General features: G+C 58.3%; 24 protein-coding genes. 2 read left to right on the top strand and 22 right to left on the bottom strand.

The genetic code is table 11. From position 1 onward, the window contains the following. The first annotated feature begins 91 nt into the window (after nt 1-91). Nucleotides 92-562 (top strand): peptide-methionine (S)-S-oxide reductase MsrA, encoded by a 471-nt coding sequence (msrA, locus tag B150_RS0111495; RefSeq protein ID WP_020400078.1) that lies wholly within the window; start codon nt 92-94, stop codon nt 560-562. Between the two features lie 9 nt (nt 563-571). Here msrA and B150_RS0111490 read toward each other — a convergent pair whose 3' ends face one another. The 19 genes from B150_RS0111490 to miaA form a co-directional block, all read right to left on the bottom strand. Then, complete coding sequence (locus tag B150_RS0111490) at nt 572-2,752, bottom strand: tetratricopeptide repeat protein (RefSeq protein WP_020400077.1); 2,181 nt, start codon at nt 2,750-2,752, stop codon at nt 572-574. A gap of 87 nt (nt 2,753-2,839) precedes the next feature. Beyond that, nucleotides 2,840-3,319, bottom strand: a complete 480-nt coding sequence (locus B150_RS0111485; RefSeq protein WP_020400076.1) for a transcriptional repressor — start codon at nt 3,317-3,319, stop codon at nt 2,840-2,842. A gap of 115 nt (nt 3,320-3,434) precedes the next feature. Next, entirely contained in the window at nt 3,435-4,742 is a 1,308-nt protein-coding gene (locus tag B150_RS0111480; RefSeq protein WP_020400075.1) for an amidohydrolase, read from the bottom strand. A 70-nt stretch (nt 4,743-4,812) separates the two neighbouring features. Continuing rightward, the gene (gene rodA, locus B150_RS0111475) at nt 4,813-5,970 is read right to left on the bottom strand and encodes a rod shape-determining protein RodA (protein ID WP_020400074.1); all 1,158 of its coding nucleotides are present in this window, start codon (nt 5,968-5,970) and stop codon (nt 4,813-4,815) included. Then, a complete protein-coding gene (mrdA, locus tag B150_RS20770; protein ID WP_040565357.1) occupies nt 5,970-7,841 on the bottom strand; it encodes a penicillin-binding protein 2 in 1,872 nt (623 codons plus the stop codon). The genes rodA and mrdA overlap by 1 nt, the downstream gene beginning before the upstream one ends. Nucleotides 7,842-7,844: 3 nt before the next feature. After that, nucleotides 7,845-8,351, bottom strand: coding sequence for a rod shape-determining protein MreD (gene mreD / locus B150_RS0111465; RefSeq protein WP_020400072.1), 507 nt, complete (start codon nt 8,349-8,351; stop codon nt 7,845-7,847). Next, a complete protein-coding gene (gene mreC, locus B150_RS20765; RefSeq protein ID WP_272944962.1) occupies nt 8,348-9,163 on the bottom strand; it encodes a rod shape-determining protein MreC in 816 nt (271 codons plus the stop codon). The genes mreD and mreC overlap by 4 nt, the downstream gene beginning before the upstream one ends. A gap of 155 nt (nt 9,164-9,318) precedes the next feature. Then, nucleotides 9,319-10,353 (bottom strand): rod shape-determining protein, encoded by a 1,035-nt coding sequence (locus B150_RS0111455; RefSeq protein WP_020400070.1) that lies wholly within the window; start codon nt 10,351-10,353, stop codon nt 9,319-9,321. 223 nt (nt 10,354-10,576) lie between these two features. Further along, entirely contained in the window at nt 10,577-11,524 is a 948-nt protein-coding gene (locus tag B150_RS0111450) for a pirin family protein (protein WP_020400069.1), read from the bottom strand. Between the two features lie 33 nt (nt 11,525-11,557). After that, entirely contained in the window at nt 11,558-12,286 is a 729-nt protein-coding gene (locus B150_RS0111445) for a CPBP family intramembrane glutamic endopeptidase (RefSeq protein WP_020400068.1), read from the bottom strand. 68 nt (nt 12,287-12,354) lie between these two features. Next, the gene (locus tag B150_RS0111440) at nt 12,355-13,071 is read right to left on the bottom strand and encodes a CPBP family intramembrane glutamic endopeptidase (RefSeq protein WP_020400067.1); all 717 of its coding nucleotides are present in this window, start codon (nt 13,069-13,071) and stop codon (nt 12,355-12,357) included. Between the two features lie 114 nt (nt 13,072-13,185). Next, nucleotides 13,186-14,739 carry a 2-isopropylmalate synthase gene (locus tag B150_RS0111435; protein WP_020400066.1) on the bottom strand — a complete coding sequence of 518 codons (1,554 nt, stop codon included), beginning with the start codon at nt 14,737-14,739 and terminating at the stop codon, nt 13,186-13,188. A 102-nt stretch (nt 14,740-14,841) separates the two neighbouring features. Continuing rightward, nucleotides 14,842-14,997 (bottom strand): hypothetical protein, encoded by a 156-nt coding sequence (locus tag B150_RS23255; protein ID WP_020400065.1) that lies wholly within the window; start codon nt 14,995-14,997, stop codon nt 14,842-14,844. Nucleotides 14,998-15,106: 109 nt separating this feature from the next. Further along, nucleotides 15,107-15,670: a GNAT family N-acetyltransferase gene (locus tag B150_RS20760; RefSeq protein ID WP_020400064.1), complete on the bottom strand. Its 564-nt coding sequence runs from the start codon at nt 15,668-15,670 to the stop codon at nt 15,107-15,109. Next, nucleotides 15,663-16,988, bottom strand: a complete 1,326-nt coding sequence (locus tag B150_RS0111420; RefSeq protein WP_162139693.1) for a hypothetical protein — start codon at nt 16,986-16,988, stop codon at nt 15,663-15,665. The genes B150_RS20760 and B150_RS0111420 overlap by 8 nt, the downstream gene beginning before the upstream one ends. A gap of 150 nt (nt 16,989-17,138) precedes the next feature. Continuing rightward, nucleotides 17,139-18,158: a ketol-acid reductoisomerase gene (gene ilvC, locus B150_RS0111415; RefSeq protein WP_020400062.1), complete on the bottom strand. Its 1,020-nt coding sequence runs from the start codon at nt 18,156-18,158 to the stop codon at nt 17,139-17,141. A gap of 80 nt (nt 18,159-18,238) precedes the next feature. Continuing rightward, nucleotides 18,239-18,751 carry an acetolactate synthase small subunit gene (gene ilvN / locus B150_RS0111410; RefSeq protein ID WP_020400061.1) on the bottom strand — a complete coding sequence of 171 codons (513 nt, stop codon included), beginning with the start codon at nt 18,749-18,751 and terminating at the stop codon, nt 18,239-18,241. A gap of 66 nt (nt 18,752-18,817) precedes the next feature. Then, the gene (locus B150_RS0111405) at nt 18,818-20,629 is read right to left on the bottom strand and encodes an acetolactate synthase 3 large subunit (protein WP_020400060.1); all 1,812 of its coding nucleotides are present in this window, start codon (nt 20,627-20,629) and stop codon (nt 18,818-18,820) included. Between the two features lie 207 nt (nt 20,630-20,836). Then, nucleotides 20,837-21,790 carry a tRNA (adenosine(37)-N6)-dimethylallyltransferase MiaA gene (miaA, locus tag B150_RS20755; RefSeq protein WP_020400059.1) on the bottom strand — a complete coding sequence of 318 codons (954 nt, stop codon included), beginning with the start codon at nt 21,788-21,790 and terminating at the stop codon, nt 20,837-20,839. 26 nt (nt 21,791-21,816) lie between these two features. On the opposite strand from miaA, the gene serB reads away from it, so the two are divergent. Then, complete coding sequence (gene serB / locus B150_RS0111395; protein ID WP_020400058.1) at nt 21,817-22,785, top strand: phosphoserine phosphatase SerB; 969 nt, start codon at nt 21,817-21,819, stop codon at nt 22,783-22,785. 67 nt (nt 22,786-22,852) lie between these two features. Here the strand turns inward: serB and B150_RS0111390 are convergent, their stop codons facing one another. From B150_RS0111390 to hflC, 3 genes are all read right to left on the bottom strand, one after another. Next, on the bottom strand, nt 22,853-24,385 hold the full coding sequence (locus tag B150_RS0111390; protein ID WP_025896652.1) for a DegQ family serine endoprotease: 1,533 nt from the start codon (nt 24,383-24,385) through the stop codon (nt 22,853-22,855). A 62-nt stretch (nt 24,386-24,447) separates the two neighbouring features. Beyond that, the gene (locus B150_RS0111385; RefSeq protein WP_020400056.1) at nt 24,448-24,642 is read right to left on the bottom strand and encodes a DUF2065 family protein; all 195 of its coding nucleotides are present in this window, start codon (nt 24,640-24,642) and stop codon (nt 24,448-24,450) included. 3 nt (nt 24,643-24,645) lie between these two features. Next, on the bottom strand, nt 24,646-25,521 hold the full coding sequence (gene hflC, locus B150_RS0111380; RefSeq protein WP_020400055.1) for a protease modulator HflC: 876 nt from the start codon (nt 25,519-25,521) through the stop codon (nt 24,646-24,648).

Here is a 25,521-nt window from a genome sequence, read left to right as displayed (position 1 = left end):
TCACAATGCCCCTCGACAAGGCGAAGAGGCAACCACATATTGCGACCATATCAAGTCTGTTTGTAACTCTAGATAAAAAAGAGACAGTATCATGGCAATCGCAACATTTGGTGCAGGCTGCTTCTGGGGCGTTGAAGAAACTTTCCGCACCACGGAAGGTGTAACGGACACCGCCGTCGGCTACATGGGCGGCACGACCGAGAAGCCCACCTATGAAGAAGTATGCACCGACAAGACAGGCCATGCCGAAGTTGTGCAAGTCACCTATGACCCCGACGTTGTGAGCTACGACGCACTGGTGGACATCTTCTTTGACAACCACAACCCGACGGAACTGAACCGTCAGGGCCCGGACGTGGGCACGCAGTACCGCTCCGCCGTTTTCTACGAAGACGAAGGCCAGAAGGAAGTGGCTGAGGCAAAAAAAGCTGCACTGCAGGCATCAGGCCGCTTCAAGCGTGATATCGTGACCGAGATCGTACCGGTTCAAACCTTCTGGGCAGCGGAAGAATATCACCAGCAATACTTGCTGAAACGCGGCATGACGAGCTGCCATATCTAAGGGCAGCCGTTAGCGCAGAACGATGGGATACAGGTAGGCCTGTGCCCAAGCGTCGAGATCAATGCCCTTGGGTGCAAGCTCAAGGGCTTTCTCATGCGCGATGGCCGCATCGTCCTCACGCCCGTCGCGGGATTTGAGGAAAGCGGCATAGATGGCCCAGGGCTCGTAGTTTTCCTGCTCAAGCTCGACCGCGCGCTCCAGCGCTTCCTCGGCCAGCGCTTCGTCGCCGCCTGAGAAATTGAGGTAGCAACCGTAAGCCCGCCATGCGAGGCCCACTTCGCTATCAATCTCAAGCGCACGTTCAAAATGCCCGCGCGCACCCTCATACCGCCCTTGTGCGTAGCGGATAAGGCCGATTTCGCAGTCGAGCGTGCTGCACTCATGATCAAGCGTCTGGGAATGCAGGAGCGCTTCTTCCGCCGTTTCCATGTCGCCAAGGTCATAGAGCAGCACTTCACCATAAGTGTGCCAGACAAAATGGTCGGCTGGTGCAATATCCATCGCGCGGCGCAAGAGGTCCAATACCGGCCCGCTATTCTCCCCCATCGCCCGCAGCGCGAGGGCAGCGAGCGCAAGGCCATATGCACTCGCGTCCGGATGATCGCCGATGCGGAGCGCATATTCCGCCACCAGATCAGGCCGGAACAGGCGGTACATGCCAAGCCACAAAAGGTCTGAGAGCGCGTCGATATTATTGGGTGCCAGCTCAATGGCGCGGATCAGCGCGTTCCACGCGTTCTGCATGTCACCTTCCGACACCAGAAGCAGGCGGCCAAGCCGCGCCCACGGGAAGCTATACTCCGGGTTCAGCCGGATCGCTTCACGCAGGTGATATTCAGCCGCCTTGAGGTCCTTGCCTTCTTCCAGAAGAAGCGAACCATAAAGCGCGCGCGCCCAATCATAGTTGGGGTCCGCGATCAGCGCCTGCTCAAGGTATTCTTTCCCTTTTTCAAGGTCGTTTGCGCCCATGTAGCAGGCTTGCGCGAGGTGCGTCAGCGCCCAGGCGTTACCCGGCGCGAGCTTTACGGCCTTCCCGAGGTACACAAAGGCATCCTCGAGCCGACCAAGCTTCTCCCACAACAGCCAGCCAAAGCGCACGAGGAGGTCATAGTCCTCACCATCCAGCTCCACCGCCTTTTCAAAATAGGCGATGGCGGCTTCAGGATCGTTCAGGTGCTGGTGATAAAGAACACCGATACGCTTGTAGGGTGCGGGGTCGGACACGTCGTACTTGAGTACGTCCGAAAAGTATTTGAGCGCCTTTTTGGGCCGGTTCAGCTGCTCTTCATAGAGGCAGCCGAGGTTATAGAGCGTGGGTACGTCACCCGGCTCAAGTTCCAGCGCGCGCAGGAAGGCTTTCTCGGCCGCCCGCGGGCGGTCCTCAAGCGCGTAGCGCACAAACCCAAGATGGAAGTGCGCCCACTGATAGTCAGGCCACAGCCGCACGGCTTCCTCGAGCGCCTTCTCGGCACCCGCAAAATCTTCGCTCTGGCGGTAAAGGGACCAACCGAGCCAGCCGAAATAATAAGCCTCGCCCGGTTCAAGGCTGATAGCGCGCTGGAGCATGTCCTGCCCCTCGTCCACCCGACCGAGGAAATCGGCGAGCATGATACCAAGCTTGCCCCACGCCCAGTCGTCCGTCGGGTCTTCATCAAGCGCGGTGCGAAAGGCTTTTTCCGCGCCTTCAAAGTCCTGCATGTTGACGCTAAGGAGGTGCCCAAGCTGCGACCATGCCCAAGTGTCGCTCGGGTCGATCTCCAGCACCTTTTGCCAGGCAACTTTGGCTTCCGCCCATTTCTCCGCCGTTTCGCAGGCACGGGCGTGCGCAATGGCACTTTCCTTGCCATCCTGTGGCGCCATGTGCGGCAGGGTCAGCTCCCGCTCCACATGGCGGCTGGTGGGGGCGGCGGTCTCTCGCGCGCTCAGGCGCTGGCGGCCACCCTCGGCTTCCTCGTCATAGGGGTCCAGCTCAAGCGCACGGGCATAGGCTTGTGCGGCTTCAGCGCGTTTTCCGGGCGTGGCGGACAGAATATCGCCAAGCAGGCGCCAAGACGCGGCGTGGCGCGGCGCAAAACGCAGCACAGACCGTACCGTCGCTTCCGCTTCCGCATAGTCGCCGTTTGCAGCCTGCCGCGCCGCCACTTCCATGAAGCTTTGCGCGGCGTCCGATATGTCTACAAGTTCTGCCATAAGCCCTAGCCCTTTAAAGGGGCCGCTTCCAAAACACTAGAGAATTTTGCTGCAAGTCCGCGCGACCTCGCGCACGGGTATGAGCGCTTATGCCGCTTCGCGGTTCCGCTGGCAGTTGGCACAAACACCGTGAAGCTCAAGCGTCTGGCGGCGAATGGCAAAATTCGCCTGCTTGGCTGCATTCATCACGGCTGTCGTCAGCTCGTCCGAGCTTAGTTCCTTCACCGTTTCGCATTTGTCGCAAATCAGGAACTGGCTCACGTGGTTATCACCCGGATGCGGGCAACCGATATAGGCGTTGAGCGATTCGATCTTGTGCACCAGCCCCTCTTCCATAAGGAAGTCGAGCGCACGGTACACGGTTGGCGGCTTCGCGGAGCCACCCTCGGTCGCCAGTTGGTCCAGAAGGTCATAGGCTTTCACCGCCTTGTGGCCCTGCCAGATCATCTTGAGGATGCGGCGACGCAGGTCGGTGAAACGGGAGCCGCGCTCGGCACACAGACGTTCAGCCTCCGCAATTGCGGTCTCGATACAAATGCTGTGGTCGTGTGAATGAGAGTGGCCCACTGGTCTTCCTTCTGTAACGCTTTTCATTGGGTGCCAGTTTATACGCTATTGCATAACGTTACCAGCCCCGAGGCATAGGGGTGGCAGCCAGCACACCGGCTGCCACCAATTTGGGTTATTTCTGCAGGAGTTCAAGCGCCGCCTGCGTCATGGCTTCAACACCACCCTTGAGCGTAGGCTCACGGTCCGGCTTGAAGAAAGGCGAATGCAGGCCCGGTGCCTTGGCTTCACCCGCCGCCACCTTCGCCATCAGGTCCGCCGGCGTTGCGCCAAGCCACAGCATCAGGCTCGGGATCTTGTCTTCGGTGCGACCAAAGAGCGAAAAGTCCTCCGCCGCCATCACCGGCTTGCCGTCTACCACACGTTCGTCACCCATTTTATCCTCAAGCGCCTTATAGATGCGCGCTGTCAGCTCCGGGTTATTGTAGGTGGAGGGCGTACCTTCCGAGAAAGTCACTTCAGGCATCAGGTCTTCCGGCAGCCCAAAAGCGATGGCCTGGCCGCGCGCGATACGCTCAATGCCTGCCTTCAGGTTTTCCCGCACCTCTTCACTATAGGAGCGGATGGTGATTTGCAGGTGTGCCCGGTTCGAGATGATGTTGTGCTTGGTGCCCGCGTGGATGGAACCGACGGTCACAACACCGGATTCGAACGGTGATGTTTCGCGCGCCACAAGGGTTTGCAGTGCGGTGACGATATAAGCACCCAGCACCACAGGGTCCTTGGTCGTGTGCGGGTAAGCACCGTGGCCGCCGATACCGTGGATCTCAATATCAGCCGAATCAACGTTCGCCAGCGCATAGCCGGACACCATGCCAATATCACCCGCCTTGATATCCGGGCTTACGTGCAGCGCAAGGTTATAGTCCGGCTTCGGGAACTTGGTGAAAAGCCCCTCTTCAAGCATGGCGACGGCACCCTTGACCTGTTCCTCGGCAGGTTGGGCGATCATCACCAGTGTGCCTGACCATTCGCTCTTCATCGCTGCAAGGCGGCGCGCGGTGCCAATGAGGCTCGTCATATGTACGTCGTGGCCGCAGGCGTGCATCACCGGCACGGTTTCGCCCGCTTCATTCTTTGTGGTTGCCTTGCTGGCATACTCAAGGCCTGTCTGTTCAGGCACCGGCAGGCCGTCCATATCGGCGCGGATCATCACCGTCGGGCCGTCACCGTTTTTCATGACCGCCACAACACCGTAGCCGCCGAAGTTGGAGGTCACCTCAAACCCGGCTTTTTTCAGTTCCATAGCCATGCGTTTCGAGGATTTTTCCTCCTGCAGCGACAGCTCCGGGTTCTGGTGCAGGTGGATATAAAGCTTTTCAAGATAGTCATAGTCGGCATCGATGTCCGACTTCAGGTCCGCCGCGGAAACGCTAGCGCCCATCAGCGCAGCCATTGCCACGCCAGCAAGATACTTTTTCATAGGAACCCCTCTTTGTTCTATGGGAAGGATCATAGGACAAAGCTCAGGCTGATCAAGGAGACAAATTGCCCTAGCCGAGGCCACTGCCCTTGGGCGCAAGGGAGACATGCCGGTGAATGGCGACCGACAGGATAAGCCCATAGGCGATCATCCACGTCAGCATGGCTGAGCCGCCGTAGGAGATCATCGGCAACGGCACACCCACCACGGGCATGAGCCCCATCACCATCGCCACATTGATCAGCACATAAAGGAACAGGCTCATCGACAGGCCGCTTGCCAGCAGTCGCCCGAACTGACTTCGGCAGCCAATGCCGATCAGCATGCCGTAGGCGAGCACAATGGTGTAAAGCGCCAGCACGATCACCGCGCCAATCAGGCCAAATTCTTCCGCAAGCACGGTGAAAATGAAGTCGGTCTTCATCTCCGGCAGGAAGTTGAGCTGGCTTTGTGTGCCTTCAAGGAAGCCTTTGCCTGTAAGCCCGCCCGAGCCCAGCGCGATTTTGGACTGCGTGATCTGATACCCAGCCCCCAAAGGATCATTCTCCGGGTTGAGGAAGGTGAGAACGCGGTCTTTCTGGTAGTCGCGCAGGAAAAACTGCCAGCCCACAGGGATGGCCGCGGCCACCACAAGCGCCGCCGCGATAAAGAGCCACGCTGGGAGACCGGCAAGGAACAGGATGGCCGCACCGCCAGCCACAATCATCAGGCCGGTACCGAGGTCAGGCTGGATCACCACAAGTGCCGTCGGCACCATGATCAGCACCGCGGGGATAAATAGCGAGCGCAAATTGCGGCTCTGGTCATAGTTACGGCCATGGAAGTAGCGCGCGAGCGCCATGACAACCGCGATTTTCATGAGCTCCGACGGTTGCACCCGCATGAAACCGATATCAAGCCAGCGTTGCCCGCCCATGCCAACCGCGCCCATAACCTCCACCGCGACAAGCAGCAGCACACCGATGAACCACGCGGGGTATGAGAAAGCCATCCAGTAGCGGATGTCGACAGTTGCAATCACGATCATGATCACGAAGGCACCAACAAAACGTTTGGCCTGCGTGGTGGCCCAGGGGTCCCACGAACCACCGGCAACGGAATAAAGCATGGCAAAGCCTGCGCCCGCGATCATCACATTCAGGAGCACGATGCCCCAGTTGATATCAGCGAGGCGCTGGATGATATTCTTTTCAACCCGGCGCGGGCCGAACATACGGGCGGTACCCATCAGCTGCCCTCCCTTTCGCTGGCTGCTGCTGCCGTGTCGGTGGTGCCGTCAGCCGGTGCCCGGTGGCGAATTTCAAGCGCCTTGTCGATCACCGCGCGCGCAATGGGGGCCGCGACACTGGAGCCGCCGCCACCGTGCTGCACCAATACCCCCACAGCCACCTCGGGGTTTTCTGTCGGGCCATAGGCGACAAAAAGGGCGTGGTCGCGCATGTTCCACGGCAGGTCCTTGTTATCAATCACGCCGTCAAGGCGTTCTTCCTTGCTGATGCGGCGCACCTGCGCGGTGCCCGACTTGCCTGCGAGCTTTGGCGCACTTTTGGGGCGTCTGTAGTCATGGGCCGTGCCGCCGAGTTCCATCACCATTTCCATGCCGCGCCGCGCGAGCTGCAGGTAAAGCGGGCTGATATCCATGGGGTCAAACGCGTCCATGCGTGTGAGGTCGGTGCCAGGGATCGACACCAGGCTCGGGAATATGCGCCGGCCGGAGGCGATCCGCGCCGTCATGACAGCAAGCTGAAGCGGTGTGGCCAGCATCGCGCCCTGCCCGATGGAGACATTGAGCGTTTCGCCCAGATGCCACGGCTGGTTCAAAACCGCCCGCTTCCAGCCACGGTCCGGCACAAGGCCCGGCTTTTCGCCGTCAATGCCGAGGTCAAACAGCTCCCCAAGCCCGAAACGCGAGAGCATATCGGCCATATTGTCGATATCGAGCTCTTCGGCCACTTTCCAGAAGTACACATCGCAGCTATGGGCAATGGCGCCCTTGAGGTCGAGCCGACCATGCCCGCCCTTTTTCCAGCAGTTGAACACATGGTTCCCGAGCCGGTGGCGCCCGTTGCAGTAGTGCTCGGTCTCAGGCTTCACGATGCCATGCTCAAGCGCGGCAATCGCAATCAGCGGCTTGACGGTTGAGCCGGGTGGATACTGGCCGGTCACGCACTTGTTGATGAGCGGCTTGCGGGGGTCTTTCAGCAGCGCGTTCCAGTTCTCGCTACTGATCCCGCGCGTGAACTCGTTCGGGTCATAGGTGGGTGCCGACGCCATGGTGAGGATTTCACCGGTCTTGACGTCAATGGCCACCACGCCTGCCGCTTCCTCGCCCAGTTTTTCAATGGTGAAATGCTGCAGTTCAAGGTCAATCGTGAGATTAAGGTTGCTACCCGGTTCAGCATCCTGCCGGGGTGGCAGCTCACGAATTTCGCGGCCAACGGAATTCACCTCCACCCGGCGCGTGCCGGCGGAACCGCGCAGATGATCCTCATAACGCCGCTCAAGCCCCTGCCTGCCAACCTTGAAGCCCGGCAGTTGGTACAAGGGATTAAGCGCGACATCTTCCTCATTGGGGCTTGCAGTATAACCCACAAGGTGCGCAATCTCATTGCCCGCCGGATAGTAGCGCGACCGGCCCGCATCGGGCACCACGCCCGGTAGTTCCGGTACCGAAACATTCACTTTGGCGAATGTATCCCAGTCCAACCCTTGCGCGACTGTCACGGGCACAAATTTACGCTGGCGCTTGATCTGGCGTTCAATACGCGACAGGCGGCGTTCATCCAGTTTGACGATATGGCCGATCTTGACGAGGGTTTGCGCGACTTCCTCCGCCTGCTCGGGGATCAGGAATACACGGAAGTCCTGTTTATTGGTGGCAAGCTTGCGGCCGCGGCGGTCAAGGATTTCGCCGCGCTCGGGTGCGATCAGTCGAATGGCAATGCGGTTGCGTTCAGCGCGCAGCTTGTATTTTTCACCTTCCACGACCGAAAGATAATAAAGCCGGCCACCAAGCGCCGTCATTGCGAGGCCTTGCGCCCCCGCGAGCAGGAAAGTCCGCCGCGAGAATGTCTGGTATCTCAGCCCTTCTCTTGCCATGCCTTACAGTACCACCCGGCGCATCCGCCCGAGAACAAAAGCCACCGGCGCATAGGAAAACGCCGTCACACCCCATTGTACCGCAATGGGCTGGATAGGCCAGAGTGTACCATAAACGATGGACATGATGAGCCATGCCAGCAAGTAAAGACCGAGGCTCAGCACCGTGAATATGGCCCAGTGCACAATGCGGCTGCGGCCTTTATAGTGCTTGAGCTGGTTGAGCACAAAAAGGCGCGTGAGCAGCAGCAGTACCATATTGAGGCCCATGGGCACATCAAGCCACAGGTCGAGTATAAAACCGAGGGCCGCGCAAGCGCCGTATGGCATCAGAAGTGCGCGGGACGACAGCCAATAGAAGACTGAAATCAGCACGAGATGCGGCATGGCGATGTTTGCCGCACCGGTACCAAGCGGCAGCAGCATCAGCGCTGCCATGAAAAGCGTGATCAGAACCGGGAAAAGCCCGGCAAAACCAAAGGACGTGATGGCGGGACGGCGCGGGCTCATTGGCCATCCTCCGCGGCTTCTTCTGTCGTCTCCGGCACATCAGGGATGGCGATGGCGTCTTCGTCCGGCACCGCGTGATAATCAAGCACGCGCACATAATCGAGCTTGCCGAGAATACCCAGCGGCTCGAGCCTGATGTAACCTTCACCCACTTCGCTTACCCGCGCGACCGGCAGATCCGGCGGGAAAACGCTACCGTGGCCGGAGGTCAGGATGCGGTCTCCTTCCTTGACCACCACTTCTTCGGGCAGGAACCGCAGCATCAGGAAGGCTTCGTTCTGCCCTTCGGCAATGGCAAGGTCGCCCGTGCGTTCAAGGCGCACAGGAATACGGCTGTTGAGGTCTGTCACGAGAAGCACACGGCTGGTCCAGCGGCCCACCTGAATGGTGCGACCAATCACACCGGTCTCGTCCACGACTGGCAAGTTGCGGCGCACACCGTCGGAGGTGCCAGCGCTGATCAGAACGTTACGCTCAAACGCGCCGCCCCCCACGCCAATCACCCGCGCGGTTGCGGCGGGCGGAACCTCGCGCCCCGGCACCTTGAGCATCAGGCGCAGGCGTTCGTTCTCGCGTGCGAGCTGCATGGCTGCCTCCCGCCACTGGCGCAGGCGGTCGTTCTCGTCCCGAAGGGTTTCGTTTTCTGCGTAGATGTCGCCCACACCGGCAATACGTTCGAGCCCGGCCTGAACGGCACGGATGGGCTGATCAAGAACCCGGAGTATGGGGGAGACAACGTCGTTTGAATAGGCGCGTACTTGGCGCGGAATGGCCTGCCCCGTGGCTTCAAGGCCCAGGAACACTACCGCAATCAGCAGGTAAAGCCAAAAAGCACCACGCCCGCGTCCACCACGACGCAGGCGGGTGTTTGATGCCAGATTGCCGGAATGCAGTGTCGAGACCAGTGGTCAATCTCCCAGATTAGCCGGACCCTACTCAAGGGTAAGACGCGGGCGACAGTGCCGGATTAGTAGTTTTCCATCAGCACCATGCGGAGCGCCGGGTCTTCAAGCGCGCGGCCTGTACCAAGCGCCACACACGTCAGCGGCTCTTCCGCGATGGTCACCGGCAGGCCGGTCGCGCGGCGGATCACAGTGTCGAGATCCTTGAGAAGCGCACCACCACCCGTCAATACGACGCCGAGGTCAACGATATCGGCCGCAAGCTCAGGCGCCGTCTGTTCAAGCGCGACTTTCACGCCTTCCACAATCTGGCTCACCGGCTCGGACAGGGCTTCGGCAACCTGAAGCTGGTTGATCTCCAGCTCCTTGGGTACACCGTTCATCAGGTCACGGCCCTTGATGATCATGGTTTTACCAACGCCGTCCTCAGGCACCAGCGCGGTACCGATTTCCTTCTTGATACGCTCAGCCGTGGCTTCACCGATCAGGAGGTTGTGGTTACGGCGAATGTAACCGATGAGGGCTTCGTCCATCTTGTCGCCGCCGACGCGTACGCTGGTGGCGAACACGATGCCGGAGAGCGAAAGCACAGCCACCTCGGTGGTACCGCCGCCGATATCAACAACCATGGAGCCCTGCGGTTCGGTCACCGGCAGGCCAGCGCCAATCGCGGCAGCCATCGGCTCGTCAATCAGGTAGACCTTGCGGGCACCAGCTTGTTCAGCCGATTCCTGAATGGCCTTGCGCTCAACCGCGGTAGAACCGGAGGGAACACACACAACAACCTGCGGGCTCGCGAACGACCGGTTATGAACTTTCTGGATGAAGTGCTTGATCATCTGCTCCGCCACGTGGAAATCGGCGATCACGCCGTCACGCAGGGGGCGAATGGCTTGGATGCCGCTTGGCGTCCGGCCCAGCATCAGCTTGGCCTCATCACCAACGGCGAGGACACGGTCCCGGCCATTTTCACTTTTGATCGCAACCACGGACGGTTCGTTAAGCACGATACCACGGCCCTTCACGTAGACGAGCGTGTTCGCGGTACCGAGGTCGATTGCCATGTCTGATGAAAACACGCCAAGAAGCTTGGATAGCATTTAACCCTCTTAATTTTCTAATGCTCTTGGGGCCGCCCATGGCCCACCCGTTATTGCGGTTATGGGCCAGATATGCCCAAGACACAAGGGGCAAGAACGCCATTTGCGCTATATTTTGTTATTTGGCCGCTTGAGCGGGTAAAATTGGTTAGGCGATCTTACGAAAAATAAAATTGTCGCCAATTTCAAAGGCTTGGCATGAGGGAAATGTAATCGGCCCCGATCAGGCCTTCACACGGTCCAGTGTCTTGATATCGGGGAGCGGAATGAACTCCTCCTCATCACCCGGTACCTTGGCAAAACTTTGTGCCTGCCAGCGTTCAGCCGCATCGCGAATCCGGTCCATGCTTGAGCCGACAAAGTTCCACCAGATATAACGCGGGCCATCCATCGCGGCACCGCCAAGCAGCATAAGATGCACGTCGCCAAGCGCTTTCACGCTCACGTCAGCCCCCGGGCGCAGGCTGATCATCTGCCCGCTTGGGTATATCGTGCCCGCAATCTCCGCCTTACCGCGCACGATATAGACCGCGCGTTCTTCGGTTTCGCGCGGCAGCGGCAGCACCGCACCCGGCGCAAGCGTGATGTCCGCATATAGCGTTTCCCAGTCGGTCTCGACCGGGCTTTTAAGACCAAAGGCTTCACCAAGGATCACCTTGGCCTCAATACCTTCCGCGTTCATGGTCGGCAGGTCACTACTGCCATAATGCTTGAAGGCGGGTGCGCTGCCCTCCAGCGTCTTTGGCTGTGCGAGCCAACTTTGTATGCCGTAAAGCCGTGAGGGCTTGGCGCGGTCGGTAGGCCCCGTGCGTTCAGAATGCACGATGCCACTACCCGCCGTCATGAGGTTAAGTTCACCCGGCAGGATGGTCATATGGGTACCAAGGCTGTCCCTATGGTCCAGCGTGCCGTCAAAAAGGTAGGTGACGGTGGAAAGGCCAATGTGCGGGTGCGGGCGTACGTCGATGCCCTGGCCGGTCAGGAACTCCCCCGGTCCCATCTGGTCCCAGAACACAAAGGGGCCGATCATGCGTTTCTGGCGGGAGGGAAGCGCACGCTCCACCATAAAGCCGCCGATATCACCGGTGCGGGGGATAATCACCACATCAACCGGCTCCGGGCAGCCTTGGGGGCTGCATTCAGGGTCGCGGTCGTCGGCAATTCGGCTCATGGCATCCTCCTCTGCTTACCTGAGTTTACAGGATCAGCCCTGCCCCTCAACATAAAAGAGGTTCACGATGAAGGCAGCGTTATTGAGCATATGCAGCAGCACGGCGGGCCACAGTGACTGGGTGACATGATAGGCGATGCCGCACGCCGCACCGATAAGCGCAAGCAGCGGGAAAGCTTCGGGCTGGAAATGGAAAGCGGCGAACACAAAGGCGCTGCCTGCAATGCCAATGGCTGGCGAAAAACGGTCCGTCAGGGCGGACTGCAGGTAGCCGCGAAACATGATCTCCTCAAGGATGGGGCCGATGACCACCACGGCAATCATCATGAGGATTTTGGCAAGCATGGTATCATTCCCCGCCGCCACGATCATCTCGGTCGTTGCTTTCTGGCCTTCATAGTCCACAAGCTGGATATAAAGCCCCGCCAGCATGCCCGCACTCAGGTAGAGGAGCAGGACAAGGCCCAGCGTGGTGCCCATGCTCACCCGGCTCGGGATAAAGCCGATACTCGCGAGCGGCAGGTGTTGAGGTGCATGCAAGTTGCGCCACACGATCCAGAAGCACACCGCGTTGGAGCCGAGGAGCGCGATGGGAAAGACCATACCCGTGGTCGCTTCACCGTTCGCGGCCGACGCCATGACGCTGGCGACAAGCGCAAAGCTGAACTGCGCCACCAGAAGCGCGACCATCAGGAAAGCAGCCATCACAAAACGGCTGTCCGTATTGGGAAAAAGCCTGTCGAGAAAAGGAAAACCAGTCATCACGCCCCCAAAAGAAGATGCTTTAAGAGATAAGCATTTTGCCTGCCGCCACAAGCAGCAAAGCGCCTTTAGCGATAGAAAACGCTGGTAACGCTTTCCATATTTATGACCATATGCAAAACGAGAGGTGGCCAAAGTGACCGCGTGACTTGATACAACGTCCCGAGCATGACACCGCCAGCGAACAGATAGGGAAAACCCAAGATATCCAGATGGAATGCCGCAAACACAAATGCGCTGCAACAGACTGCGATCGTCGCGGGCAGTCGGTCCATCAGCGCAGACTGCAAATATCCCCTAAAGATGAGCTCTTCAATAAGTGGGCCGCTAAACCCGAGCGTAATAATCGCTATGCCGCGCACCACGGGGCTTTTGTCAGGCAGTAGTTCAAGCCAATCCGCCACTCCCTGCTGTCCGTCATAGATCCAGCCGTCGTAAAGGGCATGAAAGCGCTGCGCAATGATGGCGAACAGCACTATCAATATGACTATGTACAAATAGCGCGCTTCGCTGGCCCGGATGCCGATGTCTGGAGGTATAATCCGCATGTCGGCGTGAAAGACACGCCAAATGATGAAAAGGCAAAGGGCATGCTCAAAAAGCACTAACGTGGTGCTAGCGGAGATATATTCGCTAGCACTCCAGTTTGCGAAACCGGCCACGACACCCACACCCGCGGAGGATAATATTTGAATCGCTGCGTAGATGAGCATGAGCTTCACCGCCGTGGTGAGGCGATGGTCAGGCACACGGCTCTGTCCACTATCTGTATGCTGATAGTTCATATGTCCCCAATGCCAGTGTCATATCTGTCATAGAGCCCGGCACAGCCAACACAAACAGAAAAAATAAAGGCGGCCCGAAAGCCGCCCTTGTCACTGGAGTGCTGTGCGCCCGCGCTATTGCGCGGCGACAGCGTCCGGTGCCTGTTTCTCGCGTTTTACAAGAAGCTTGTTGACGGCAGACACATAGGCCCGCGCGGCGGCGGTGATGGTGTCTTCGTGCGCGCCCTGCCCGTTCACGGTGCGGCCGCCTTCTTCAAGGCGTACGGTGCATTCAGCCTGCGCGTCCGTGCCTTGGGTGACCGCATGCACCTGGAAAAGCTGCAGGTGCGGCTGGATGTCGATGAGGTCCTTGATGGCATTGAAGGCCGCGTCCACCGGGCCGGAGCCGTAGGTGACAACCTTTTTCTTCTCGCCGTCGATTGCCATGGTGAGGTTCGCAACCGCTTCGCCACTTGAAGACGTGTAGGTGTTGAGCGAGATCACCTGCATGCGGTTGGCCCATGTGGCCACCTCGTCATCCACAAGGGCGACGATATCCTCGTCATAGATGTTCTTCTTGCGGTCACCCAGTTCCTTGAAGCGGCGGAAACATTCCTGGAAGGCATTATCGCCAAGCTCATAGCCCAGTTCCTTCAGCTTGTCAGCGAAGGCGTGGCGGCCCGAGTGTTTGCCCATCGTGAGCACGGATTTGGTCACGCCGACAGATTCCGGCGTCATGATCTCATAGGTTTCCGCGTTTTTGAGCATGCCGTCCTGGTGGATGCCGCTCTCGTGCGCGAAGGCGTTGGCGCCGACGATGGCCTTGTTGTTCTGCACCGTGAAACCGGTGACGGTGGACACAAGGCGCGACGCGCGCATGATCTCTTCCGACACGATCCGCGTGTGATAGGGCATCACATCGCCGCGGGTCTTGAGCGCCATGACAACTTCTTCCATCGCGGCATTACCGGCGCGTTCGCCGATGCCGTTGATGGTGCATTCCACCTGCCGCGCACCGCCCGCAATACCGGCGAGCGAGTTTGCAACCGCAAGACCAAGGTCATTATGACAGTGGGTGGAGAAGATCGCCTTGTCAGCATCCGGCACACGTTCAATGACGGTGCGGAACATGGTGGCATATTCGTCCGGCGTGGCGTAACCCACCGTATCCGGCAGGTTGATGGTGGTGGCCCCCGCCTTGATCGCGGTTTCAACCGCACGGCAAAGGAAATCAATCTCGGTGCGGGTTGCGTCCTCGGCCGACCACTCCACATCCGCAATCAGATTGCGCGCGTGCGAAACCGACTTGTGGATCGCCTCGATCACCGCGTCCGGTTCCATCTGCAGCTTGTATTTCATATGGAGCGGGCTAGTGGCGATAAAGGTGTGAATACGACCGGATTTCGCGGGCTTCAGGGCCTCCGCGGCGCGGTCAATGTCGCCAAGGGCGGCGCGCGCCAGCGAACAGACGGTCGAATTCTGGATTTGCTGTGCGATTTTATTGACGCATTCAAAATCGCCGTTCGAGGCAATGGCAAAACCGGCCTCGATGATGTCAACGCGCATGGCTTCAAGCGTGGATGCGATCTGCAGCTTTTCTTCAAGCGTCATCGACGCGCCGGGCGACTGCTCGCCATCGCGCAAGGTGGTGTCAAAAATCCGCACACGGTTTGCTTCACTGTGTGACATGGCTCTCTTCCCAATTACTAAAGGTACTGAACGAAAATATGTGTGAAATCAGTGGCTTCTCCCTCAAGCACCGAGATGCCAACGCATCATCTGCCTTCGTGCTCAAGGGCCTGTAAGTCGGCCAGCCGCAAACAGTAGGAGAAGCGATAGGAACAGCGCGGAACCACCAATCAGGCCAAGACGTGCCAAAAACGCGTCTTGCGCGCGGCTGCGTGCAATCGCAATGGCTTTGGCCTTTTTGTACCGGTAGGGCTGCATGAAGCGCCGGTTCCTTGTGCAAACTGTCAATAATCAAGCATTACCAGATTATATTCTTTTCGCAAGGCGCTAATTTGAGAAATTTTATTTCAAAACGTCACAAGTGAAACTATTGCGAAAGATGGGCAAGAAGCGCCTCTGCGCTGACGTCATAGTCAATTTCATCACACCATTCGCCGCGCACCAGCGTGCGTTTTTCATAAAGCGGACCAGCCTTGAAACCGAGCCGTTCCAGCACCCGCCCCGAAGCCGGGTTGCGCGCATCAATATCGGTGGAGAACATCTGCACGCCGAGCGGCACGATGAGCGCGGGCAGCAGCGCCCGCAAAGCCTCAGTCATATAGCCTTTGCCCTGCGCGGGTGTCGATAGCGTATAGCCCACCCGCACCACGCCGGGCGCGGTCACCCCGTTACCGATGCCGATGTCACCCACCGCCGTGCCCGTGACCTTCTCTTCGAGCATGAGCTGATAGTATTTGCCCACAGGGAACGGCTCCATCACCGCCATCTCCCGCGCGAACTTCTCTGCCCGCGCCAAAGGGTACGGGAAATCCCACAAGGTATAGCGCACCACCACAGGATCATTGCGCCAGCTATGGAAAGCCTCCGCATCGCTCTCGCGAAACGCACGAATGATCAACCGGTCAGTCTCAATGGGTAAAATATCAGTCATCTCTACCTTCATGGGGCGGGGTTGTGTTGTATTGAAGGTCGAAAGCTTGAATTGCGCTTTCAAGCTTGGCGCCAGCACTCCCGTCACCTGCCTTCAAGGCATCAAAGAAACCTTGAAGGCGTCGTTCGAGATCAAACGATGCAAGATGCTCGAAATACTGATCACTGAAGAAGCCGACATAATTTCGAGTGCTTTTTTTGGCACGGTTCAGCAGCCAAATCCAGTCTCTACGACCCTCTGAACCTTTGGCGAGCATCACGTCAGCAAGCGCATGGATCAGCGCGCCGCATGCGCTGTTCATTTCCAGTAAGTCGTTCTCTTGCAAACTATTGCGGCACGGCCTCAGGTACCTCAACGCCAGTTCTCGCGGCGTAGTATATTTGAGGCTCTTCTCCACCATGTAATTGAACATCCCCCAATAAAACCAAGGGATGGTTCGGCTCTCTCGCGTCATGAAGTATCCTTGGACCGAATGATGAGCCATACGAACCGTGATATTCTCCCTCAGTTGGTCTTCGACCTCGGCGCTGTCATGAGAGCTCGCCCCAATCACATGCAGGATGATTGTCGAAAAAACACTCGCAGCGCTTACCACCCTCGGGGTGTCACCTTCTCCGCCCCAGCTCACAATGAGCTGCGGTATTTCCAGCAACTCAAATCCAAAAGATGTTTTATAGAACTCGATGTTGCGACGCATTTCCTTGTCAGCCAAGGCCTGCAATTCATTCGGCAACCGTGGATCGATCAAAGAATGGTACAAGCGGTTTTCGCTTATCTCCTGAGGACCGACGTACACTGAAGCGCGCTGTATCAAGGTAAGGTCATCAACCGGGCCCGAGGCCTTTGTTACAAAATAGCCGGCCTGCCAGTCTTCCGAAGCGCAAATTCCTTTGGGGATGTCGACGCAAAGTGCGGTGTAAAGTATCGTTGGGTCAGCGACGACTGCATGGGTGGAAAACAGATAGCCATCAGACCCCAAAGGCAAAACACCGAACCGCGGGAGTGTGTCCACCTGTCTGTCTGGTTCGATATGGACGTGAAATTCCTTGAACCCGACATCGCGCACCGAACGCACTGAACCATTTGCGATTATCAGGTCGCTTTCCTGTACCTGCCACGATGTGCCTCGCGCGGGAAGTTCTTGCAGGAAGAAAGGAAAGTCCGTCACTTCCTCCTGCAGCGAATAGTGAAAGTTCAACCCGCTCGCGGACGGCGATACCGTAATCCGGACTTCCGGTAGGTCGAACTCATTCTCCGCCAACGCGATACCCACAAACAGGTTCAGCGAGACTACCGTCAAGATTATTCGAAAAATCACCAAATCCCCCATCAATGCACTTGGCCAATATGCACAGTTGTATTCCTGCCATCAAGGCATGCACGCGGGGAGCAACCAAAAAAAATCGGGCGGGGCCTGGTGGCTCCGCCCGTCAGGGACTCTCCTGGAACTCAAGAGTGTCTTAAGGGATTAGTTTTTCGCCTTGTCGACGAGTTTGCCTTCCTTCATCCACGGCATCATGCCACGGAGTTTGGAGCCAACTTCCTCGATCGGGTGACGCTCAGCGAGGCCACGGTGGGCCTTCAGCTCAGGGTTACCGGCGAGATTGTCGGAGATGAAGTCTTTCACGAAACGGCCTTGCTGAATGTCTTCGAGCACCCGTTTCATCTCGGCTTTGGTATCAGCGGTGATGATGCGCGGGCCGGTCTTGTAGTCACCGTATTCAGCGGTGTTCGAGATCGAGTAGCGCATGTTGGCGATGCCACCTTCGTAGATCAGGTCCACGATCAGCTTCACTTCGTGCAGGCACTCGAAGTAGGCCATTTCAGGCGCGTAACCTGCTTCCACGAGGGTTTCAAAACCGGCCTTGATAAGCTCGGACACACCGCCACAAAGTACAGCCTGCTCACCAAAGAGGTCGGTTTCACACTCTTCACGGAAATTGGTTTCAATGATGCCGGAGCGGCCACCACCAATAGCGGAAGCGTAGGAAAGGCACAGGTCATGCGCCTTGCCGGATGCGTCCTGATGCACGGCGATCAGGCACGGTACGCCTTTGCCCTGCGCGTACTGCGACCGCACGGTGTGGCCCGGGCCTTTTGGTGCAACCATGATCACATCAAGGTCAGCGCGCGGCTCGATGAGGCTGAAGTGGATGTTGAGGCCATGCGCGAACATGAGCGCCGCGCCTTCCTTGAGGTTGTCCTTGAGCTCGTCAGCATAGATTTTTGCCTGATGCTCATCGGGCGCGAGCAGCATGACCATGTCAGCTTCCTTAGCGGCTTCCGACGCGGTCATCACTTCAAAGCCAGCGGCTTCCGCTTTCTTGCGGGTGCCGGAGCCTTCACGCAGCGCCACGATCACGCGGGAAACACCACTGTCGCGCAGGTTGGCGGCATGGGCGTGGCCCTGGCTGCCGTAGCCCACAACGGCAACGGTCTTGTCTTTAACGAGATTTACGTCTGCATCACTGTCAAAATAAACACGCATAGTCTACTTGTCCTCTAACGGGGGCCAGCCCCTATTCATCAAAATCCTGACCGGGACCAGCCGCCCCGGTGGTTCAAGTCTTAAAGCCCCGAGGGCCCGCGGGAGAGCGCGACCGCACCGGTGCGCGCCACCTCCACAAGGCCGAGGTCGGCCATCAGTTCCACAAAAGCGTCAATCTTCTCTGTGGAGCCGGTAAGTTCAAAAATGAAGCTGTTGACGGAGGCATCAACGGTGCGCGCACGGAAGGTATCCGCAATGCGCAGCGCCTCAACCCGCCGTTCGCCCGAGCCAGACACTTTCACCAGCGCCATATCACGCGAGACAAAGGTGCCATCGATCGTGAGGTCAGCCACCTTGTGAACAGGCACAAGGCGGTCAAGCTGCGCCTTGATCTGCTCAATCACCATACGGGTGCCCGAGGTCACAACGGTGATGCGCGAACGTGTGCCGGTGTGGTCAACTTCCGCCACCGTCAGGCTTTCAATATTGTAGCCGCGACCGGAAAACAGGCCGGTAACGCGCGCAAGAACCCCTGCCTCGTTATCAACGATAACGCTGATGGTGTGCCGGGCGATCGTGCCAATCTCTTTCATGGAGCCGTCCATTATTCAGTTGTCTTTCTACTTGTCAGTCTAACGTTTTATGGGTCATGAGCCAGATTAAACGACCGCTAGCGCGTCATCGTCTTTCGGCTTGCCGATCACGTCGCCTGCAAGCAGCATTTCGTTATGGGCGGCACCCGCCGGTACCATGGGGAAACAGTTTTCAATTTTCGCCACGCGGCAATCCATCAGGACCGGGCCGTCGTGGTTAATCATCTCAAGGATCGCTTCATCAAGCTTGGCCGGGTCTTCGACCACAATGCCCTTGATGCCGTAAGCTTCGGCCAGCTTCACAAAGTCCGGCAGGCTTTCGGAATAGCTGTGGGAGCGGCGGCCATCATAGGAAAGGTCCTGCCACTGGCGCACCATGCCCATATATTCATTGTTCATGATGAAGATTTTCACCGGCAGCTCATACTGCGCGATGGTGCCCAGTTCCTGCATGTTCATCTGGAACGAGGCTTCGCCGGATACGTCAATCACCAGCCGGTCGGGGTAAGCGATCTGCGCACCGATGGCAGCCGGCAGGCCGTAACCCATGGTGCCAAGGCCGCCTGAGGTCAGCCAGCGGTTAGGTTTATCAAAGCCAAGGAACTGCGCCGCCCACATCTGGTGCTGGCCCACTTCGGTGGAGAAAATGGCGTCCTTGCCTTTGGTGAAATGCGCCAGCCGCTCAAGCGACTTTTGCGGCAGGATCACCTCGTCACTGTCCTTGTACGAAAGGCACTTCTTGGTGCGCCAATGCTCGATCTGCGCCCACCAGGGCGCCAGATCAGGCTGCGACTTGGCGTAGCCTTCTTCATGCCAGATCTCGATCAGGCGTTTGAGCGCACGGCCCGCATCCGCGATGATCGGAATATCAACCGGCACGTTTTTGTTGATGCTCGAGAGGTCGATATCAACCTGAATTTTGGTCGAGCCGGGGGAGAAAGCATCCACCCTGCCCGTCACACGGTCGTCAAAGCGGGCGCCAACGGCCAGCATCACGTCACAGTCGTGCATGGCGTGGTTGGCTTCCCATGTGCCGTGCATGCCCAGCATGCCAAGGAACTGCTTGTCGGACGCTGGGTAAGCGCCAAGGCCCATCAGGGTGTTGGTGATCGGCGCACCGATGAGGCGGGTAAATTCCGCCAGCAGCTCAGATGCCTCGGGGCCCGCGTTGATGATGCCACCACCGGAATAGACAATCGGGCGTTCAGCGCGCGCCAGTGCAGCGGCCGCTTCACGGAGCGCCAGTTCATCACCGTCCAGTTGTGGGCGGTAAGTGCGGTGTTCACCGCGTTGGCCCGACCGACGATATGGCGCCTTCTCGATCTGAACGTCCTTCGGCAGGTCAATCACCACAGGGCCCGGACGGCCATTGGTGCCCACATAGAAGGCTTCGTGGATGATATCCGGCAGGCGTTCGGTATCCTTCACCAGATAGTTATGCTTGGTGCAAGGCCGCGTGATGCCAACGGTGTCGGCTTCCTGGAAGGCGTCGTTACCAATGAGGTGCCGCGCAACCTGGCCCGTGAGACAGATGATCGGGATAGAATCCAAGAGCGCATCAGTAAGGCCGGTTACAGCGTTCGTCGCACCGGGGCCGGATGTTACCAGCACAACGCCGGGCTTGCCGGTCGTGCGCGCGTAACCTTCGGCCGCGTGGGCGGCTGCCTGCTCGTGCCGCACGAGGATGTGCTTGATTTTATCCTGCTTGAAAATCTCGTCATAGATCGGCAGGACCGCCCCGCCGGGGTAGCCGAAGACGACTTCCACACCTAGCTCCGTCAGCGCCCTAAGGATCATTTGTGCGCCGCTCAAAATCGGCGCATCATCTGCCTTCTCTTTCGCTCGACCGGTGGCCGGTATCGTGGTTGTTGCCGTCATTGTCCTGTCCGTTTTGACTGTTTGTCCGTTTATCTCTGCCGCCCATCACGCGAGCGAGAACCCCTTAATCCCTATAATAGTTGGGGGCGCTCTTTGAGCGCCCCCAGGGGTGGGTCTCGTCACAGTTGGAACCAACTTGGGCTGGAGGTTCCAGTACCGGCACCTGGGCTGGCTTGGTGCCGATAGGCGTTTTTTAGGTTAGGAAAATTACTCAGTCAACGGGTTTTTGATATTTTTATTCACAAAATCCCCATACGCACTTTCCGAAAGTTGCGCAGGTAACCTTTTCCAGTCACCAAATTGGTTACGGAACCACGTGAGCTGGCGCTTGGCAAAACGGCGGGTTTGCATCTTGGCGTCTTCCATGGCGTCGTCATAGGGCAAGCCACCGCGCAGGTAGGCAATAAGCTGCGGCACACCGAGAGAGCGCATCAGCGGCAGGCTGGGATCAAGCTCCCTGGCCATGAGTGCCTGCACTTCCTCAAGCGCACCTTGTTGCATCATCAGGTCGAAGCGCCGGTTGCAGCGATCATAAAGAACGTCCCGTGGTGGGTCGAGCACCACCTTGACCACCTCCCCCGCCTCATCATGCGCTTTCATTGGCCCCGGCGCTGTCTCCGCCTGCCATGCGCTGATGGGCTTGCCTGTCGCGAGGTAAACCTCAAGCGCGCGGCAGATGCGCTGGCTGTCACCGGGCGCAAGGCGGGTGGCGGTCCTCCCGTCCACAGCCATCAGTTCCTCGTGCAATGCCTCGCTGCCCTCTGCGGCGCAGCGGTTACGGACACTGCGGCGAATATCATCCGGGATGTCCGGGATCACGGCGATACCGTCCAGCAGCACTTTGAAATACATGCCGGTGCCGCCAATCACAATCGGGGTCTGGCCCGCGGCCCACGCCGTTTCGATCTCCTCCATCGCGCGCTCAGCCCAGAAAGCGGCGGAGCAAACCTCGCTGCCGTCGAGGAAACCATAAAGCTTGTGGGGGGCCTCGGCCTCCTCCGCCTCACTCGGCCGCGCGGTGATGACACGCAGGTCCTTATAGACCTGCATGCTGTCAGCATTAATAATCACACCGTTAAGATCTTCTGCGAGGCGAAGCGACAATGCCGACTTGCCGCTCGCGGTCGGACCTGCAATAAAAAGGGCTCGTTTCAAGGCCACCTCGCCAAATGAAGGATCACTCCCCCATGCATATCGCTTTGACCCTTGTCGTCAACCCTGACGCTGATGCGCCGCTCGATAAAATTGTGGATGGGGTAAAAAACGCGGTCAGTGCGCCGGTGACGGAGCGTATTTTGAGCGCGGGCAAGGCGGTCGACCTGACCTTCGATTTTCCGCACACTCTCCGCACAGATGATGCACAGATCCCGCACACATCCCGCGCAGATTCCGGACAAAGCCCGCACTTCTCCCGCACAGTTTTCGCACACATTCCCGGCCTTGCCGGGGCGATTGATGTGCGTGGCCTTGACTGGTGCCTGCAGCCCACAGAGGGCCGCCGCAAGAAGCTCATCCTCGCCGACATGGATTCTACCATGATCACGGTCGAATGTATTGATGAACTTGCGGATTTTGTTGGCCTCAAGGAAAAAGTCGCCGCCATCACCGAGGCCGCCATGCGTGGTGAGCTGGATTTTGAGGGCGCGCTCACGGAACGTGTCGCGCTCCTTAAAGGCCTTCCGCTACGTGACCTAGAGCGTTGTTATAGCGAACGAATTGAGCTTATGGGCGGCGCGCGTACGCTGGTGCAGACCATGAAGAAAGCGGGCGCGACCGCCGTGCTGGTCTCGGGCGGCTTTACCTTTTTCACTGGCCGGGTGGCGGAAGCCATCGGCTTTGACGTTCACCGCTCGAACGTGCTTGAGTTTGATGGTGACGCGCTCTCGGGCACGGTAAGGAAGCCCATCTGCGGCGCGCAAACGAAGCTTGATACTTTGCTGGAATATAAGGAAAAACTGGGCCTTGAGGCGTCAGATATCCTCGCGGTTGGTGACGGCGCCAATGATATCCCGATGATCGAAGGCGCGGGCCTTGGCGTGGCCTATCACGCCAAACCCAAGACGCAGGACGCCGCCGCCGCGTCCGTGCGACACAGCGACCTGACTTGCCTGCTTTATTATCAGGGTTATGCGGACAGCGACTTTGTAACCAGCTGAGCATAAACGAAAAAAGGGCCGGATAACCGGCCCTTTTCTTTTGTCTGTGGTGCCTCAGGGGCGAGGATTACTCCTCACCCGGGCCTTGCTCATCATCCTCGTTGATCAGCTTGAGCGGGATATGAACCGTGTTGCCGCGATAGTTGACGAGCACGAGGATACGGTCACGACCAGCCTCACGCGCTGCATCGATGATCTCGGTCACCTCAGTCGGGTTCGTCACGTCACGCTGGTTCACACCAAGGATTACCGTACCCGGACGGATGCGTACACGCGCCGCCGGCGTACCGCGGGCAACCCGAAGCACGATCACACCGTTGATGTTTTCATCAATCTCATACTGGCGGCGCAGGCCGTCGTTGAGAGGCGCGAGCTCCATGCCTTCGATCAGCTGGCGGTCACCCTGGCCTGCATCCGGGCGGCCATCGCCGTCCTGATCAGCTTCGGGGTTAAGCTGCGCAAGCTCAGCCGGAAGTTCACCGGTGGTCACCTTGAGAGTCACACGCTTGCCTTTGCGGATGACAATCACATCAACAGGCTTGCCGATATCCGTGCGTTTCACGAGAAGGCTCAGGCGGTTGCTGTTTTCAACTTCCTTGCCGTCCCACTTCACAACGATATCGCCGTCCTGAATACCACCTTTGGCTGCCGGGCTATCGGGCTCAACGCGGGTAACCATGGCACCCTCGTCCTGATCGATACCGAGCGATTCAGCAATTTCCTTCGTCATCGGCTGGATACCAACACCGAGCCAGCCACGGCGTACTTTGCCATGTTCCTGCAGTTCACGCGCCACACGGGCCGCATCATTCGACGGAATGGCAAAGCCGATACCAACGTTACCGCCCGACGGGGAGAAGATCGCCGTGTTAACACCGATCACATCACCGTCCATGTTAAAGAGCGGACCGCCGGAGTTACCACGGTTGATCGACGCATCGGTCTGGATGAACTCAACGTCGTTGGTGTTGATGCTGCGATTGCGTGCGGAAACGATACCCGCCGTGACCGTGCTTGAAAGGCCGAACGGGTTACCGATCGCCATCACCCAGTCACCGATACGCTCCTTGTCGCTATCACCCCATTTCACGAAGGGGAACGGCTCGCCGTTTTCGCCTTCGATCTTGAGGACCGCGAGGTCAGAGAGCGCGTCGCGGCCAAGCAGTTTAGCCGGGAATTCGTCGCCGTCAGCATTGATGACCGTGATCTCGTCGGCATCTTCAACAACGTGGTTGTTGGTGATGACGATACCAGAGGCATCAATGATGAAACCGGAACCAAGGCTTTGCGCCTGGCGTGGTTCTTCATCTTCTTCCATACGGTCGCGGAACTGGTCCCACAGGTCGCCAAAGGGCATGCCCTCAGGCAGGTTCGGCATGCGCCGCCCGGTCCGTGCCGGAAGGGTTTGTACCGTAGAAATATTCACAACTGCCGGAGAGAGTTTTTCTGCCAGATCAGCGAAACTTTCAGGGGCACCGCGCGCCGCGGCTGGCCTGAACGAGATCATCGCTGCTGCCAAAATCAGGGTCGCAGTCAGCATAAGACGGACCATGCCCGTCCATTGTCTCGTGTCGATCGCTTTGCTCAAGTTGGTGCTCAAGGCACTACTCCTTTAATTTATTTTCCGTTACTCGCGTTGGCCGGTTATTGGGTCCTCTCCCCTCAGAGGGACCGGACCATCCATATCATCGCAACACCTAACGCCGCCAGGGTCAAGCCCATGATACGGAGCTTTGCGGCGGGCTGCCCCGCCGCTGCGACAAGAAGCTTTTTGAAGCTTTCCGGCATAATGGCATAGGCCGCGCCCTCCAGAAAGAGAGCGAGGCCTAGTCCTACAAGTAACAGTTCCCAATCCATGCGTTATCGCTTGGTCTTGCCACTTTCATTCATGAACAGCTTGAAAAACTCGCTATCCGGCGAGAGCACAAGACGGGTGTCGTCCTTGCCAAGCGCGGTGCGGTAAGCCTGCATGGTACGGTAGAATTCGAAGAATTCCTTATCCTTGCCAAAGGCATCAGCAAAGATTTTAACCGCTTTCCCGTCCGCTTCACCACGGATGGTTTGCGACTGACGTTCGGCTTCTGCGATCAGTTCTGCGACCTGACGGTCCGCGGTTGCCTTGATCTTGACCGCATCCCGTTGACCGGTCGCACGCTTTTCAGCGGCTTCGCGCTGACGCTCAGTCTCCATACGGCGGAAGATGGCCTCGCTGTTGGCCGTCGGCAGGTCAACACGCTTGAGGCGCACATCAACCACTTCAAGGCCGAAGGACTGTGCCCGCTCATTCGTGAGGTCGCTGATGCGTTTCATCAGTTCCGCACGCTGACCGGAAACAATACCCACCATCGGCTCTTGCGCGAGCACTTGGCGGACGGTCGATTCCATCGCGTTTTCAAGAAGGCTCTCGGCTTGTGCATCGGTGCGAGCGGCCTGATAGCGCTTGAGCGGGTCGGAAATGCGGTAGCGGGCGAAGCTGTCCACCAGAATGCGGCGCTGATCGCTCGCGAGCACTTCCTGCGGCTGAACATCAAGGCTCAGGATACGCTTGTCGAGATAGATAACCTGCTCAACAAACGGCAGCTTGAACTGAAGACCGGGTTCCGTGACCGTGCGTTTGGGTTCACCAAACTGCACCACAATCGCCTGGTTGCGTTCGTCCACAACAAACACACTGCTGAAACCGGTGATAAGTACGGCGCCGAGAACGACGAGGCCAAAAATACTTTTAGGACCCAT

The sequence above is a fragment of the Kordiimonas gwangyangensis DSM 19435 = JCM 12864 genome, from assembly GCF_000375545.1.
GTDB lineage: Bacteria > Pseudomonadota > Alphaproteobacteria > Sphingomonadales > Kordiimonadaceae > Kordiimonas > Kordiimonas gwangyangensis.
The sequence above is the reverse complement of the archived record's forward strand: the minus strand, read 5'-3'. Positions and strand labels throughout refer to the sequence as shown.

Coding starts and splice junctions, on each gene's coding strand:
- B150_RS20760 (WP_020400064.1), bottom strand. CDS start 15,670: ATGACTGATATTTTACCCATTGAGACTGACCGGTTGATCATTCGTGCG.
- B150_RS23255 (WP_020400065.1), bottom strand. CDS start 14,997: ATGCAGCCCTACCGGTACAAAAAGGCCAAAGCCATTGCGATTGCACGC.
- B150_RS0111440 (WP_020400067.1), bottom strand. CDS start 13,071: ATGAACTATCAGCATACAGATAGTGGACAGAGCCGTGTGCCTGACCAT.
- rodA (WP_020400074.1), bottom strand. CDS start 5,970: ATGGGTACCGCCCGTATGTTCGGCCCGCGCCGGGTTGAAAAGAATATC.
- msrA (WP_020400078.1), top strand. CDS start 92: ATGGCAATCGCAACATTTGGTGCAGGCTGCTTCTGGGGCGTTGAAGAA.
- B150_RS0111445 (WP_020400068.1), bottom strand. CDS start 12,286: ATGACTGGTTTTCCTTTTCTCGACAGGCTTTTTCCCAATACGGACAGC.
- mreD (WP_020400072.1), bottom strand. CDS start 8,351: ATGAGCCCGCGCCGTCCCGCCATCACGTCCTTTGGTTTTGCCGGGCTT.
- B150_RS0111450 (WP_020400069.1), bottom strand. CDS start 11,524: ATGAGCCGAATTGCCGACGACCGCGACCCTGAATGCAGCCCCCAAGGC.
- B150_RS0111435 (WP_020400066.1), bottom strand. CDS start 14,739: ATGTCACACAGTGAAGCAAACCGTGTGCGGATTTTTGACACCACCTTG.
- serB (WP_020400058.1), top strand. CDS start 21,817: ATGCATATCGCTTTGACCCTTGTCGTCAACCCTGACGCTGATGCGCCG.
- B150_RS0111405 (WP_020400060.1), bottom strand. CDS start 20,629: ATGACGGCAACAACCACGATACCGGCCACCGGTCGAGCGAAAGAGAAG.
- mrdA (WP_040565357.1), bottom strand. CDS start 7,841: ATGGCAAGAGAAGGGCTGAGATACCAGACATTCTCGCGGCGGACTTTC.
- B150_RS0111480 (WP_020400075.1), bottom strand. CDS start 4,742: ATGAAAAAGTATCTTGCTGGCGTGGCAATGGCTGCGCTGATGGGCGCT.
- ilvC (WP_020400062.1), bottom strand. CDS start 18,158: ATGCGTGTTTATTTTGACAGTGATGCAGACGTAAATCTCGTTAAAGAC.
- B150_RS0111455 (WP_020400070.1), bottom strand. CDS start 10,353: ATGCTATCCAAGCTTCTTGGCGTGTTTTCATCAGACATGGCAATCGAC.
- B150_RS0111490 (WP_020400077.1), bottom strand. CDS start 2,752: ATGGCAGAACTTGTAGACATATCGGACGCCGCGCAAAGCTTCATGGAA.
- ilvN (WP_020400061.1), bottom strand. CDS start 18,751: ATGAAAGAGATTGGCACGATCGCCCGGCACACCATCAGCGTTATCGTT.
- hflC (WP_020400055.1), bottom strand. CDS start 25,521: ATGGGTCCTAAAAGTATTTTTGGCCTCGTCGTTCTCGGCGCCGTACTT.
- B150_RS0111385 (WP_020400056.1), bottom strand. CDS start 24,642: ATGGATTGGGAACTGTTACTTGTAGGACTAGGCCTCGCTCTCTTTCTG.